Raw genomic sequence first — 14,894 nt, forward strand, 5'->3', positions numbered from 1 at the left:
CGGTCAGAACAGCTGCTTGAAGCCGTTCCAGCCGCTCGTACCGATCTTGACCCGGCCCTGGAGCGGGGCCGAGGCGTTGCCGGTGCCCTTGTACAGGTACAGGGCGCCGGTGGTGTCACGGGCGATGAGGTCCGTGATGCCGTCGTAGTTGATGTCGCCGACGGAGACGAGGCTGTTGTAGATGTTCCAGCCGGCGCTGATGCGGGTGCGGCTGGTGAAGGGCGCGCTGTAGCTGCCGGTGCCCTTGTACAGCCACAGGACGCCCGCGCCGTCGCGGGCGACGATGTCGGCCTTGCCGTCGCTCGTCAGGTCGCCCTTGCCGGCGAGCTGGTTGTAGATGCCCCAGCCGGCGCTGATCTTGACGCGGCGGTCCAGCGAGCCGTTGCCGAAGCCCAGGTAGTGCCACAGCACGCCGGCGGAGTCGCGGGCGAGCAGGTCGTCGGCCGCGGCACCACCGGTGTTCGAGGCGGAGAGCAGCTTGTTGTAGATGCCCCAGCCCGCACCCAGGGCGCGGGGCGTGGTGCTCCACTTGGTGTAGTACAGCGTGCCGCCGGTGACGTCCCACAGGCCGTCCGAGCGGCCGTCGGCGTCCTGGTCCGCCTGGTTGATGTGCTTGCTGTAGTTCCAGCCGGTGCCCGAGTTCTCGGTCAGGCGGGTCAGGCCGCCCTGGCCGCTCGGCGTGTAGCCCCAGATGACGCCCGTGTTGGTGACGCCGTAGAGCGCGTTGACGGGCGTGACGGCGGCGGTGGACGCGGCGAAGGTGCTCGCCTGCGGAGCCGACTGCTGGACACCGGACACCGTGCGCTCCTGCGGAGCGTCCGCCGCGACGGCGGAGGTGGTGGTGCCGACGAGGGCGGCCGTTATCGCCGCGACCGTGACACGGGACAGGATGCCCGTGCGGTTCAGGCCAGAAGAGTTGGCCACGTAATACTCCAGATCCGTATGGAATGAGGCAGGTTCCGCCACGCGCCCGTCCCAGGGGCACGGGGTGGCGGATCTCTATGATCCCGGATCCTCCTTACGGAACCTTCACCGGGCAACCGGTTTGTGACACAACTGTTTCGGTCGCCGACGTTTGTCCCCTTTGCCCGTTCAGTTCCCCGTTCGCTTCCGCGACGGCCCCGCGCCGCGCCGCCAAGGGTGCCGAGAAGCCCCCATTAGGCGGAGCTCTGATGTGCTGTCAAGGGTGTTACAGGGGCAACGGTTGGACGAAACGCCGCAGATTCGGCGCGCTTATCCCGGAGGTCTCAACTCGGGAAAGATGGCCGCTGAAACCTGCTTTCGATCTTGCTCCGGTGAAGGGAAGTGGACTATACCTGTCGGCGTCCAGCCAGTCGGATCAATCCGACGACGGCCCGACGCGTGCACGACCCGGCTGCAAATGACCGCGGTGGCGGGGCCCTTCGCCTGTGGCGAGTGAGTTACGGGCGACCGGTACACCGCCTGAGTCCTGAATGAAGGCGAGGACTTGAGCATGGGATCCACCTCCGCACACACCAATGAGGGCGGCCTCGGCCGTCGCGATCTGATCAAGCGCTCCGCGGCGATCGGTCTGATCTCGGTGCCGACGATGGGCTTCCTCTCCGCTTGTGCGAGCAGCGGCGGCGATGGCAACGAAAAGGTCGAGAAGGGTACGAAGTCCGAAAAGAACCCGCTCGGGGTGAACGAGGCGGCACCGCTCGATTTCGTCCTCTTCGACGGCGGATTCGGACAGCAGTACGCCAAAGACGCGATCAAGATCTATGAGAAGAACTACCCCAACGCCAAGGTCAAGTTCACTCCCACCCAGAAGATCACGACGGTCCTCCAGCCGCGCTTCAACGGTGGCAACCCGCCGGACCTCATCGACAACTCCGGCGCCGAGCAGATGGACATGGGCGTCCTCGTCGGCCAGAAGCAGCTGACCGACCTCACCGCCCTCCTCGACGCGCCCTCCCTCGACGACCCGAAGAAGACGGTCCGCGACACCCTGCGGCCCGGAATCGTCGAGATGGGCCAGTTCGACGGCGCCCCCGTCTGGGTCCTCTACTACGCGTACACCGTCTACGGCGTCTGGTACTCGCAGAAGCTGCTCGACTCCCTCGACGCGAAGTACCCCGAGACCTGGGACGAGATGCTGGCCGTCTGCGAGAAGGCCAAGAAGAAGGGCATCGCCGGCTGGACGTACGCGGGCAAGCACCCGTACTACCTCCCCTTCTCGCTCTACCCGATGATCGGCAAGGTCGGCGGCCGCGAGGTCCTGGACGCCATCGACAACCTGGAGCCGAAGGCCTGGGAGCACCCCGCGGTCAAGGCCTGTTTCGAGGCGTACTACGAGCTCCAGCGCAAGGGCTACATCCTCAAGGGCACCCCCGGCCTCGACCACATCCAGTCGCAGACCGCCTGGACCGAGGGCAAGGCGCTCTTCATCCCGAACGGCTCCTGGGTCGAGAACGAGGCGGCGAAGACCATGCCGGCCGACTTCGACCTGGCGGTCTCGGCGCCGAGCGGCCTCGACGCCTCCGACAAGATGCCCTTCGGCACCATGTGGGCCTCCGGCGGCGAGCCCTTCATCGTCCCGGCCAAGGCGGCGAACGCCGAGGGTGGCATGGAGCAGCTGCGCGTCATGCTCAGCGAGGCCTCGTCCAAGAACTTCACGCAGTCCGTGAAGTCCCTCTCCGCCTTCAACGGCGGCACCGACGGCATCGAGCTGACCCCGGGCCTCAAGTCCGGCGTCGCCGCCCTGCAGAAGGCCGGCCAGAACGTCGTCAACCCGCGACTGCAGGACTGGTACGTCGCCCTGCAGAAGGAGAAGATCGGCGTCGCCGGCATCGGCGAGATGATGGCCGGCCGCGCGACGCCGGCCGAGACCATCAAGAAGATCCAGAAGTTCGCCGACGAGGCTGCCAAGGACACGAGCATCAAGCACTACAAGCACCAGTGAGCAGTGCCGGGGCCCCTTCCCGCCGACCGGGAGCGGGCCCCGGTTCCTTCGCGCGCGGCACCCGCGGCGCGCCTCCGCGGGAAGATCGGGGTCGGTAGGAATGCAGCACGGCAAGAACCGTTTCATCGTGGGGTTCCTGGCGGCACCCCTCGCGCTCTACGCGCTCTTCGTCATCTGGCCGTTCATCCAGTCCATCTACTACTCGTTCACGGACTGGACCGGGCTGAGTCCCGAATTCGGGATGGTCGGATTCGACAACTACAGCAGAATGCTGGACGACGAGATCTTCTGGAAATCGCTCCAGCACAGTCTGACCCTCGCCGTGGTGTTGCCGCTGGTGACCGTCGGGCTCGCACTCTTCTTCGCGTTCATGCTCAATGTCGGCGGTCGGCGCCGCAGGGGAGCGGCCATCGCGGGTGTGCGCGGATCGTCGTTCTACAAGATCGTCTACTTTTTCCCGCAGGTGCTGTCGATCGTGATCGTCGCGCTGCTCTTCCAGTTCGCGTACAACCCGAATAGCGGAGCCATCAATTCCGCACTGAAGGTCGTCGGTCTGGGCAGTATCCAGCCGGACTGGCTCGGCGACCCGGATCTCGCCCTCATCTGTGTGATGGCGGTTCTCGTCTGGTCCACGGTCGGCTTCTTCGTCGTCCTCTTCTCGGCCGGCATGGCCTCCATTCCGAGGGACTTCTACGAGGCCGCCCTGCTCGACGGCGCCAACCGCTTCACCACCTTCTTCAAGATCACCCTGCCGCTGCTCTGGGACACCGTGCAGTCCGGGTGGATCTACATGGGCATCCTCGCGCTCGGCGCGGAGTCCTTCGCCGTCGTCCAGATCATGACCGTCGGCCCCAACGGCGGCGGGCCCGACTACTCCACCATCGTCATGCCGCTGTACGTGTACCAGAAGGCATTCCGGGACGGTCAGGCCGCCTACGCAACGACCATCGGTGTCGCGCTCCTCCTCGTCACGCTGGCCTTCGCGGCCCTCGTGATGAAGGTGGGCCGGCGCGAGCGGCTGGAGTTCTGATGAAGACGACCGACACTGCCTCCACCGGCCTCGACAAGACCCCCGGCTCCCCGGGCGGCGCGGACACCGTGCCGGTCAAGACGGCGGCCCCCCTCGCGCGCAAGGAGTCCAAGCGCGAGGGCGGGGTCCTCAACGTCTTCTCGCACGGGGTCCTGATCATCTGGGCGATCATGGTCGTCATGCCGCTGCTCTGGGCGGTCATGACCTCCTTCAAGACCGACCGGTCGATCTTCACCGCGCCGTGGTCGCTGCCCGACAAGCTGCACTTCGAGAACTGGTCGCGCGCCTGGACCGACGCGCACATGAGCGACTACTTCCTGAACACGATCCTGGTGGTCGGCGGCTCGCTCGTCGGCACCCTCCTCTTCGGCTCGATGGCGGCCTACGTGCTGGCCCGCTTCGAGTTCCCGGGCAACCGCTTCATCTACTTCCTCTTCATCGGAGGGATGAGCTTCCCGATCATCCTGGCGCTCGTGCCGCTCTTCTACGTGATGCAGAACATGGCCCTGCTCAACTCGCTGCACGGCCTGATCGTCGTCTACATCGCCTACTCGCTGCCGTTCACGGTCTTCTTCCTGACCGCCTTCTTCCGCACCCTGCCGAGCTCGGTGGCGGAGGCGGCCTGCATCGACGGCGCCTCGCACACCCGGACCTTCTTCCAGGTCATGCTGCCCATGGCCAGGCCGGGCCTCATCAGCGTCGGCATCTTCAACTTCCTCGGCCAGTGGAACCAGTACCTGCTGCCCACCGTGCTCAACACGGAGCAGGAGCAGAAGGTGCTCTCGCAGGGCCTCGTGCAGCTCGCGGTCAGCCAGGGCTACAAGGGCGACTGGTCCGGTCTCTTCGCGGGTCTGGTGATGGCCATGCTTCCGGTCCTCGCCGCGTACATCATCTTCCAGCGGCAGGTGGTGGCCGGTCTGACGGCCGGCGCCGTGAAGTAGCGGCCACCCCTCCTCCCCAGGGACTTCAGGGCCACCAGGGCCCCCGGCGCAGGCGCGCCGGGGGCCCTTCGTGTGCCGTGACACCCCATGCCCACCCCTCAAGGTCTTGACGGGGAGCAAGCCGAAAGCGTCCCCTTAGAGTTCACATGTTGGAGAAAACGGTGGGAGTGAGTGAGTCGATGGAGACTCCGGGATCGCAGACGTCTCTGCACAGGGCCAATCTCGAACGGGTCGTCCGGGCGGTGCGGATGGCCGGCTCGCTCACCCAGGCGGAGATCGCCCGGGCGACGGGCCTGTCCGCCGCGACGGTCTCCAACATCGTCCGGGAGCTGAAGGACGGGGGAACGGTCGAGGTCACCCCCACCTCCGCGGGGGGCCGCAGGGCGCGCAGCGTCGCGCTCTCCGGGGACGCCGGCATCGTGATCGGCGTCGACTTCGGCCACACCCACCTGCGGGTCGCCGTGGGCAACCTGGCCCACCAGGTCCTCGCCGAGGAGGCCGAGCCGCTCGATGTGGACGCCTCCGCGGCCGAGGGCTTCGACCGGGCGGAGCAGCTGGTCACCCGGCTGATCGCGGCCACCGGGATCGGCCGCGACAAGGTGATCGGCGTCGGTCTCGGCGTACCGGGACCCATCGACGTCTCCTCCGGGCTGCTCGGCTCGACATCGATCCTGCCGGGCTGGAGCGGCATCAACCCGGCCGAGGAGCTCTCCCGCCGGCTCGGCGTCCCCGTGCACGTCGACAACGACGCCAACCTCGGCGCACTCGGCGAGCTGGTCTGGGGCAGCGGTCGGGGCGTCAAGGACCTCGCGTACATCAAGGTGGCCAGCGGCGTGGGCGCCGGTCTGGTCATCGACGGTCGGGTCTACCGGGGGCCCGGCGGCACCGCGGGCGAGATCGGGCACATCACCCTCGACGAGTCGGGACCGGTCTGCCGCTGCGGCAACCGCGGCTGCCTGGAGACCTTCACCGCCGCCCGGTACGTCCTGCCGCTCCTGCAGCCCAGCCACGGCCCGGACCTGACCATGGAGCGGGTCGTGCAGCTGGCCCGTGCGGGCGACCCCGGCTGCCGCCGGGTGATCGCCGACGTCGGCCGGCACATCGGCAGTGGTGTCGCCAACCTCTGTAACCTCCTCAACCCCAGCAGGGTGGTGCTCGGCGGCGACCTCGCCGAGGCCGGTGAGCTGGTCCTCGCGCCCATCAGGGACTCCGTCTCGCGGTACGCGATCCCCAGCGCCGCCCGCCAGCTGTCGCTGGCCCAGGGGGCGCTCGGCGGGCGGGCCGAGGTACTCGGCGCCCTCGCCCTCGCACTGAGTGAAATGGGTGATTCGACCCTGTTGGGGAGCGCCCTGCCGACCGCTGCCCCGCTCTCCACTCCTGCCTTCACTTAGATAACGAACGGCACCGTTGTCATCTCGTTAAGGATTTACTTCTTGACGACGGTGTTGCGGCCGAGTTGACTTCGAGCCACCTCGGCCGCAACGTCGCGGCCTCGTCAGGGAGGCAACCCACATGAACGCAGTGACGCGTCGCGCCGTCATAGCCACGGCCGCGGTCTCGATGGCCCTTTCGCTCGCCGCCTGCGGCCAGGCCGGCGGCGGCGACGGTGAGGACAAGGGCAGCTCGACCAAGATCGGTCTGCTCCTTCCGGAGAACAAGACCTCGCGGTACGAGGCCCTCGACAAGCCCCAGTTCGAGAAGGCCGTCAAGGCCGCCTGCTCCGACTGCGAGGTCGTGTACAACAACGCGGTCTCCGACGTCGTGAAGCAGAAGCAGCAGTTCGACCAGCTGATCGCCGACGGCGTCAAGGTCATCGCCCTCGACCCGGTGGACTCGGCCAAGGCCGCGGGCTGGGTCAAGGACGCGAAGGCCAAGGGCGTCAAGGTCGTCGCGTACGACCGTGCCGTCGAGGGTGCCGACGCCTACGTCAGCCACGACAACAACAAGGTCGGCGAGCTCCAGGGACAGGCGCTCCTCGCCGCCCTCGGCGCCAAGGCCGCCACCGCCAACGTCGTGATGATCAACGGTGACGAGAAGGACCCGAACGCCGGTCTGTTCAAGAAGGGCGCCCACACCGCGCTCGACGGCAAGGTCGGCAAGATCGCCTACGAGGCGTCCGGCGAGTGGGACCCGAAGGTCGCCGGCGAGAAGATGTCCGCCGCGATCTCCTCGGTCGGCAAGGACAAGATCGGCGCCGTCTACTCCGCCAACGACGGCATGGCCGGAGGCATCATCACCTCCCTGGAGAACGCCGGCGTCAAGGGCATCCCGGTCGGTGGCCAGGACGCCGAGGTCGCGGGCATCCAGCGCATCGTCGCCGGCTCGCAGACCTTCACCATCTACAAGTCGCCGCTCCAGCTGGCCCCCGAGGCCGCCAAGTTCGCCGTGAACCTGCTCCAGGGCAAGGAGCTCGGCGCGCAGGGCGAGACCGACGGCGTGCCCTCCACGCTCTTCGCCCCGGTCGTGGTCGACAAGACCAACATCCAGACCACGGTGATCCAGGACGGCATCTACAAGGCCGCGGACATCTGCACCGCGGACCTCGCCGCCAAGTGCACCGAGCTGGGCATCAAGTAACCCCCCAGGGCCGGAGCCCCGAAGGCTCAAGGCCCGCACCGGGCCCACCGGCCCACCCCCGGCGACGGACCCCCGCGCCCCCGCCCCTCCCCGGCCTCCCCGCCCCACGGCACCGGCCCCCGGCCAGGTGTCCTGTGCAAGAGGTGAAGGCTCGTGCGGCGGAGGCGCGTCGCGAAAGGGCCCCGTCCCCACCCACGCCGTCCGGTTCCCGGCCGACCCAGACCCCGCTGTCGGTCCGGGAGCCGGACGTGCAAGCCCCCCTCAGACTTTCGGCGCCGCCCGGGCGGCGCGCCGTGCCCGCCGCCGTACCGGTGGCGAAGGAGTTGGTTCACGTGTCCCAGACGCCCGTGTTGGCGTTGCGCGGGATCTTCAAGCGGTTCGGAGCGGTTCAGGTCCTCTCCGGTGTCGATCTCGAAGTCCACGCAGGAGAGGTCGTCGCGCTCGTCGGCGACAACGGAGCGGGCAAGTCGACGCTCGTCAAGACGATCGCCGGCGTGCACCCCATCGACGAGGGCGTCATCGAGTGGGAGGGCGAGCCGGTCGAGATCAACCGTCCGCACGACTCCCAGAACCTCGGTGTCGCGACCGTCTACCAGGACCTCGCGCTCTGCGACAACCTCGACGTCGTCGCCAACCTGTTCCTCGGCCGGGAGATCAAGAAGGGCGGCGTCCTCGACGAGGTCGCCATGGAGAAGCGGGCGAAGGACCTCCTCTCGACCCTCTCCATCCGCATCCCCAGCGTCCGCATCCCCGTCGCCGCCCTCTCCGGCGGCCAGCGGCAGGTCGTCGCCATCGCGCGCGCCCTCGTCGGCAACCCCAAGATCGTGATCCTGGACGAGCCGACCGCCGCCCTCGGCGTCGAGCAGACCGCCCAGGTCCTCGACCTGGTCGAGCGCCTGCGCGAGCAGGGCCTCGGCGTCATCCTCATCAGCCACAACATGGCCGACGTGAAGGCCGTCGCCGACACCGTCGCGGTGCTGCGCCTGGGCCGGAACAACGGCACCTTCCCGGTGGCCACCACCACGCACGAAGAGATCATCGCCGCGATCACGGGAGCCACGGACAACGCCGTGACCCGCCGCCAGGCCCGCAACGCGGAGGTAGCGAAGTGAGCAAGACCCCTCCCACCGCGAGCGACGAGGCCGCGCTGCCCGAGCCCCGTACCCCGGACGAGCAGGCCCCGGTGACCGAGACCCCGGCCGCCGCCGCGATCCCCGCCGTCGACCCCCGCCTCCTCGTCCGCGAGCAGGGCCTCAAGGGATACGTCGACGAGTTCAAGCGCAAGATCCGCTCGGGTGAGATCGGCTCGCTGCCGGTCGTCGTCGGCCTGATCGTCATCGGCATCGTCTTCCAGGCGCTGACCGGCAACTTCATCACCTCGTACAACCTCGACCAGATCACGCTGTACGCGGTCGGCCCCGGCATCATGGCGGTCGGCATCGTCTTCGTCCTGCTGCTCGGCGAGATCGACCTCGCCGTCGGCTCCGTGGCGGGTCTGGCCGGCGCGGTCTGGGGCGTCCTCGGCACGGACATGCCCGACGGCCTCGCGATCGTCCTCGGCATCCTCTCCGGCACCCTGATCGGCGCCTTCCACGGCCTGGTGTTCGCCAAGATCGGCGTGCCCGCCTTCGTCGTCACCCTGGCCGGCTTCCTCGGCTGGGCCGGTCTGCAGACCTGGGTCATGGGCGACCGGTCCACCATCCCCACCCCGATCGGCAGCTTCGTCGGCGACCTCACGAAGTACTACTTCTCCGACGTCGCCGCCGCCTACGGCCTCGCCGTGGTCGTCGTCGCCGCCTTCTACCTGGCCCAGCTGCGCGACTCCCGCCGCCGCAAGGCCGCCGAGCTGCCGCACCGCCCGCAGAGCGAGATCATCCTGCGTACCGCCGTCCTGGCGGTCCTGGTCCTCGTCGCCGCGTACGGCTTCAACCAGGAGCAGGGCCTCCCGCTCTCCCTGGTGATCTTCCTGGTGATCCTGCTGGTCACCGACTTCGTGCTGCGCCGCACCACGTACGGCCGTCAGGTCTTCGCGGTCGGCGGCGGCATCGAGGCCGCGCGCCGCGCCGGCATCAACGTCTCGTGGATCCGGGTCTCGGTGTTCATGATCTCCGGCACCATGGGCGCGATCGGCGGCCTGTTCCTCGCCTCCGCGACCGGCGGCGCCGACCGCTCCCTCGGTGGCGGCAACCAGCTCATGATGTGCATCGCCGCCGCGGTCATCGGCGGTACGTCCCTCTTCGGCGGACGCGGCAAGGTCTGGTCGGCGCTGCTGGGCATCCTGGTCATCCAGTCCATCGTCCAGGGCCTCAACCAGATGAACCTGTCCTCGAACGCGATCCAGTACATGATCACCGGAGCGGTCCTGCTCATCGCCGTGATCATCGACTCGGTATCCCGTCGTACGCAGAAGACGGCGGGTCGCGCGTAGGGTCGTCCCGCGCGTAACGCTCGCCACAGTGTCCGGCGCCGCGAAACCGGCGCCGGGCACTGCTGCGTCCGGAGCAGTGCACGAGTCCGTACGCGGGCTCGTGGAAGGCCGTGCGCAGCCGTACAGATCAGCGACATGTCGGCCGTGAGGGTGATGCCTCACCCCCCGGCCCGATGTCCGCGATCCAAGACGGAACATTAGACTCGACAAATCGGCAAGCTCGACCAGCTCAAACGCAAGGAGGCACGGGTGGCTCTGCTGACCCGTATCAGGGGACCGCGAGATCTGGACCGGCTTTCCCCGGAACAGCTGGACCAGCTGGCCGACGAGATCAGGACGTTCCTCGTGGACGCCGTCTCGAAGACCGGCGGGCACCTCGGCCCCAACCTCGGTGTGGTCGAGCTGACCATCGCCCTGCACCGCGTGTTCGACTCCCCGAAGGACAAGGTCCTCTGGGACACCGGCCACCAGAGCTACGTCCACAAGCTGCTCACCGGCCGCCAGGACTTCTCCCAGCTCAAGATGAAGGGCGGCCTCTCCGGCTACCCCTCGCAGGCGGAGTCCGAGCACGACGTCATCGAGAACTCGCACGCCTCGACGGTCCTCGGCTGGGCCGACGGCCTCGCCAAGGCCAACGAGGTCCTGAGGAAGGACGACCACGTCGTCGCCGTCATCGGCGACGGAGCCCTCACGGGCGGCATGGCCTGGGAGGCGCTGAACAACATCGCCGCCGCCAAGGACCGCCCGCTCGTCATCGTCGTCAACGACAACGAGCGGTCGTACGCGCCCACCATCGGCGGCCTCGCCAACCACCTGGCGACCCTGCGCACCACCGACGGCTACGAGCGCTTCCTCGCCCGCGGCAAGGACATCCTGGAGCGCACCCCCGTCGTCGGGAAGCCGCTCTACGAGACCCTGCACGGCGCCAAGAAGGGCCTCAAGGACTTCATCGCCCCGCAGGGCATGTTCGAGGACCTCGGCCTCAAGTACGTCGGCCCCATCGACGGCCACGACATCGAGGCCCTGGAGTCCGCGCTGACCCGCGCCAAGCGCTTCGGCGGCCCGGTCATCGTCCACTGCCTCACCGAGAAGGGCCGCGGCTACCAGCCTGCCCTGCAGGACGAGGCGGACCGCTTCCACGCCGTCGGCAAGATCCACCCCGACACCGGTCTGCCCATCGCCTCGTCCGGCGCCGACTGGACGGGCGTCTTCGCCCAGGAGATGGTCGAGCTCGGCAAGGAGCGCGCGGACATCGTCGCGATCACCGCGGCCATGCTCCAGCCCGTCGGCCTCGACAAGTTCGCCAAGGCCTTCCCGGAGCGCGTCTTCGACGTCGGCATCGCCGAGCAGCACGCCGCCGTCTCCGCGGCCGGCCTCGCCACCGGCGGCCTCCACCCGGTCTTCGCCGTGTACGCGACCTTCCTCAACCGCGCCTTCGACCAGGTCCTGATGGACGTGGCCCTGCACAAGTGCGGCGTCACCTTCGTCCTGGACCGGGCCGGTGTCACCGGCACCGACGGCGCCTCGCACAACGGCATGTGGGACATGTCGATCCTCCAGGTCGTGCCCGGTCTGCGGCTCGCCGCCCCGCGCGACGCCGACCAGGTCCGCGCCCAGCTGCGCGAGGCCGTCGAGGTGACCGACGCCCCGACCGTGGTCCGCTTCTCCAAGGGCGCGGTCGGCCCGGCCGTCCCCGCGCTGCGCCGCGTCGGCGGCATGGACGTGCTCCGTGAGCCCGGCACCGACACGCCCGACGTCCTCCTGGTCTCGGTGGGCGCGCTGGCCCCGATGTGCCTGGAGATCGCCGGTCTCCTCGACCGGCAGGGCATCTCCACCACCGTCGTCGACCCCCGCTGGGTCAAGCCCGTCGACGAGGCCCTCGCCCCGCTCGCCGAGCGCCACCGGGTCGTCGTCACCGTCGAGGACAACAGCCGCGTCGGCGGCGTCGGCTCGGCCGTCGCCCAGGCGCTGCGCGACGCCGGTGTGGACGTACCGCTGCGTGACTTCGGTATCCCGCCGCGCTTCCTCGACCACGCCTCGCGCGCCGAGGTCATGGCCGAGATCGGTCTGACCGCCCCGGACATCGCCCGCCAGGTCACCGGCCTGGTCTCGCGCCTGGACGGACGTTTCGAGAGCAGCGCCAAGGCCGTGGAGCCCGCGCGCGACTGACGGTCTGCGTCACCCCGCGTCACCTTTGGGCCGGTCGGATCACTCTTCGGAGTGCCGACCGGCCCTTTCGCGTGCATTCTGACCATAGAACGGGCAACTCCCTGGCATGGAGGTACGACGGTGAGTACGGACCAGCAGCCACGGGCGAACTCCGGAATCTTCCGGACCAAGTCGGTCGAGCAGTCGATCCGCGACACGGAGGAGCCGGAGCACGCGCTCCGGAAGTCCCTGTCCGCATGGGATCTGACCGTCTTCGGCGTCGGCGTCATCATCGGCACGGGCATCTTCGTCCTCACGGGCAAGGTCGCCAAGGAGAACGCGGGACCGGCCACGGCCCTCGCCTTCGTCGCCGCCGGCATCGTCTGCGCCCTCGCCGCCCTCTGCTACGCCGAGTTCGCCTCGACGGTGCCGGTGGCGGGATCGGCGTACACCTTCGCGTACGCCTCGATCGGCGAGCTGCCGGCCTGGATCATCGGCTGGGACCTCGTCCTGGAGTTCGCCCTGGGTACGGCGGTGGTCGCCGTCGGCTGGTCGGGCTACGTCCGCTCGCTCATGGACAACATCGGCTGGCACCTACCGGCCTCGCTCGAAGGCCCTGACGCACCGGGTGGTTCCTTCGACATCCTGGCGTTCCTGCTGGTCCTGGTGCTGACCGTGATCCTCGTCCTGGGCATGAAGCTGTCCGCCCGGATCACCGCGGTCGTCGTGGCGATCAAGGTGACCGTGGTCATGATCGTGATCGTCGCGGGCCTGTTCTTCATCGTCGGCGACAACTACGACCCGTTCATCCCGCCGGCCGTCACCCCGGAGGGCGGCGGCTCCAACTGGGACTCCCCGCTCATCCAGACGCTGTTCGGCTACGAGCCGACCAACTTCGGCGTGATGGGCATCTTCACCGCCGCCTCGGTCGTCTTCTTCGCCTTCATCGGCTTCGACGTGGTGGCCACCGCCGCCGAGGAGACCAAGCTGCCGCAGCGGGACATGCCCCGGGGCATCCTCGGCTCCCTCCTCATCTGCACCGTGCTGTACGTGGCCGTGGCCCTCGTCGTCACCGGTATGCAGCACTACACGGAGCTCTCCGTGAGCGCCCCGCTCGCCGACGCCTTCAAAGCCGCCGGACACCCCTTCTACGCGGGCGTGATCAGCTTCGGCGCCGCCGTCGGCCTCACCACGGTCTGTCTGATCCTGCTTCTCGGCCAGACCCGCGTCTTCTTCGCGATGAGCCGCGACGGCCTGCTGCCGCGCTTCTTCTCCATCACCCACCCGAAGTACCGGACGCCGTACCGCCCGACGATCCTGCTCGGTGTGATCATCGCCATCGTCGCCGGCTTCACCAGCATCAACGAGCTCGCGACCCTGGTGAACATCGGCACGCTCTTCGCCTTCGTCGTCGTCGCCGTCGGCGTCATGGTGCTCCGCAAGACCCGCCCCGACCTGCCGCGGGCCTTCCGCACCCCGTGGGTGCCCGTGCTGCCGATCCTCTCCATCGCCGCCTCGTTCTGGCTGATGCTGAACCTGCCGGGGGAGACCTGGTTCCGGTTCGCCGTGTGGATGGCGATCGGCATCGTCGTGTACTTCCTGTACGGGCGCGGACACAGCCGGTTGGGCCGGGAGGGCCGGGAAGCGAAGTACTGAGCGGGAGCCGCGGGCCGGGGTCGACGGCGCGGCGGAGAGGGTCCGGACGGGCGACTACAGTCGGTCCGTATCCGACCCGCCTCCTGACGACCGGAGTGATGGACCCCCATGGCGAATCGATCCGAGACACCCGCCGTCCACCCCCACGGTTCCTCCACCGCCCCACAGTTGCGGGGTTCCTGGCTGGCCCGTGGCAAGGAGGGCAGATTCAGCGTCTACCTGCCCCGGAACGGCGAAGTGGTGCGCTGGACCGAGAGCGCCGACGGCCGCTGGAGCGAACCCGTGTCGCTCGGCGGCGGGCTGACGCAGGGGCTCTCCGTGGGCCAGGGCCGTGACGGCTACGCCCACCTCGTGGGGTGGCGCCCGCTGGCCGGAGGGGAGCCGGACCACGTCGAACTGGTGCACACGACCCAGTACCAGACGGGCCGTCCGGCGCTGGAGTGGAAGTCGCTCGGCCACCCGAACAAGGTGTACCCCTGGACCGGGACCCCGTCCGTGACCGTGGACGGGATCGGCCGGGCGTACGTCTTCAGCCGCAACGGCGGCGGCGGGATCAGCGTGCGGGCGCAGAAGGACGCCGGTGGCTGGCACCCCTGGTGGGACCTGCTGGGTTCCAAGACCGACCCCTCGCCCGTCGCCCTCACCAACGGGGACGGCTTCGTCGAGCTGTACACCTCGCATGCCACGGGTCTCCTGCGCTACGTGCAGCGCGAGTCCGGCGGCAAGCCGATCCGCGAGGCGATCCTCCCCACCCAGGTGACCATGGGCACGATGGCGGGCGTCACGGGCCCGTCCGGGCACGCCACCGTGTTCTACCTCGACCAGGAGGGGCGGGTCTGCGTCTGGTCCCCGGAGCGCATGCCCCAGCCGATGCCGCTCCTCGACGCGGTCGGTACGGGCCCGCTGTCCGCGACGCGCTGCGTGATCGACGGCTTCGACCACACCGTCCTGGCCCAGCAGTCCGCGGACGGACGGCTCGCCCTCGCCGCGTACCAGAGCGAGCGGGAGATGTCGGGCGTCTCGTGGACCGAGACGGGCGATCCCCAGGGACCGCTGGTCACCACGCTCACCCAGGGGGCCGACGGAGGCCTTGTCGTCATGGCGCTGGTCGGTGGGACGTCCCTGATCACCACGCGCCAGAAGGCCGGGGCCGACAGTCTCCTGTTGGAGGCGTGGCGCCCCGTCAGGTGA

At 68.9% G+C, this 14,894-nt stretch carries 11 protein-coding genes; 10 read left to right on the forward strand and 1 reads right to left on the reverse strand.

Annotation, left to right across the window (positions count from 1 at the left end; all coding sequences use genetic code 11):
• Positions 1-3: 3 nt before the first annotated feature.
• A complete protein-coding gene (locus tag OG580_RS27900; RefSeq protein ID WP_267046403.1) occupies positions 4-924 on the reverse strand; it encodes a VCBS repeat-containing protein in 921 nt (306 codons plus the stop codon).
• Positions 925-1,474: 550 nt separating this feature from the next.
• On the opposite strand from OG580_RS27900, the gene ngcE reads away from it, so the two are divergent.
• The 10 genes from ngcE (at position 1,475) to OG580_RS27950 (ending at position 14,894) form a co-directional block, all read left to right on the forward strand.
• Positions 1,475-2,923, forward strand: a complete 1,449-nt coding sequence (gene ngcE, locus OG580_RS27905) for an N-acetylglucosamine/diacetylchitobiose ABC transporter substrate-binding protein (RefSeq protein ID WP_267046404.1) — start codon at positions 1,475-1,477, stop codon at positions 2,921-2,923.
• A 100-nt stretch (positions 2,924-3,023) separates the two neighbouring features.
• Positions 3,024-3,953 (forward strand): carbohydrate ABC transporter permease, encoded by a 930-nt coding sequence (locus tag OG580_RS27910; protein ID WP_267046405.1) that lies wholly within the window; start codon positions 3,024-3,026, stop codon positions 3,951-3,953.
• On the forward strand, positions 3,953-4,894 hold the full coding sequence (locus OG580_RS27915) for a carbohydrate ABC transporter permease (RefSeq protein ID WP_267046406.1): 942 nt from the start codon (positions 3,953-3,955) through the stop codon (positions 4,892-4,894). The genes OG580_RS27910 and OG580_RS27915 overlap by 1 nt, the downstream gene beginning before the upstream one ends.
• A 179-nt stretch (positions 4,895-5,073) precedes the next feature.
• A complete protein-coding gene (locus OG580_RS27920; RefSeq protein WP_267046407.1) occupies positions 5,074-6,285 on the forward strand; it encodes an ROK family transcriptional regulator in 1,212 nt (403 codons plus the stop codon).
• Positions 6,286-6,406: 121 nt separating this feature from the next.
• Complete coding sequence (locus OG580_RS27925) at positions 6,407-7,471, forward strand: substrate-binding domain-containing protein (RefSeq protein ID WP_267046408.1); 1,065 nt, start codon at positions 6,407-6,409, stop codon at positions 7,469-7,471.
• Between the two features lie 323 nt (positions 7,472-7,794).
• Entirely contained in the window at positions 7,795-8,583 is a 789-nt protein-coding gene (locus tag OG580_RS27930) for an ATP-binding cassette domain-containing protein (RefSeq protein WP_078626871.1), read from the forward strand.
• Positions 8,584-8,618: 35 nt separating this feature from the next.
• Positions 8,619-9,899, forward strand: coding sequence for a sugar ABC transporter permease (locus tag OG580_RS27935; RefSeq protein ID WP_267048150.1), 1,281 nt, complete (start codon positions 8,619-8,621; stop codon positions 9,897-9,899).
• Between the two features lie 249 nt (positions 9,900-10,148).
• Entirely contained in the window at positions 10,149-12,068 is a 1,920-nt protein-coding gene (gene dxs / locus OG580_RS27940) for a 1-deoxy-D-xylulose-5-phosphate synthase (protein WP_267046409.1), read from the forward strand.
• Between the two features lie 120 nt (positions 12,069-12,188).
• Positions 12,189-13,703 carry an amino acid permease gene (locus OG580_RS27945; protein WP_267046410.1) on the forward strand — a complete coding sequence of 505 codons (1,515 nt, stop codon included), beginning with the start codon at positions 12,189-12,191 and terminating at the stop codon, positions 13,701-13,703.
• Positions 13,704-13,811: 108 nt separating this feature from the next.
• On the forward strand, positions 13,812-14,894 hold the full coding sequence (locus OG580_RS27950) for a hypothetical protein (protein ID WP_267046411.1): 1,083 nt from the start codon (positions 13,812-13,814) through the stop codon (positions 14,892-14,894).

Source organism: Streptomyces sp. NBC_00094 (assembly GCF_026343125.1).
Lineage (GTDB): Bacteria > Actinomycetota > Actinomycetes > Streptomycetales > Streptomycetaceae > Streptomyces.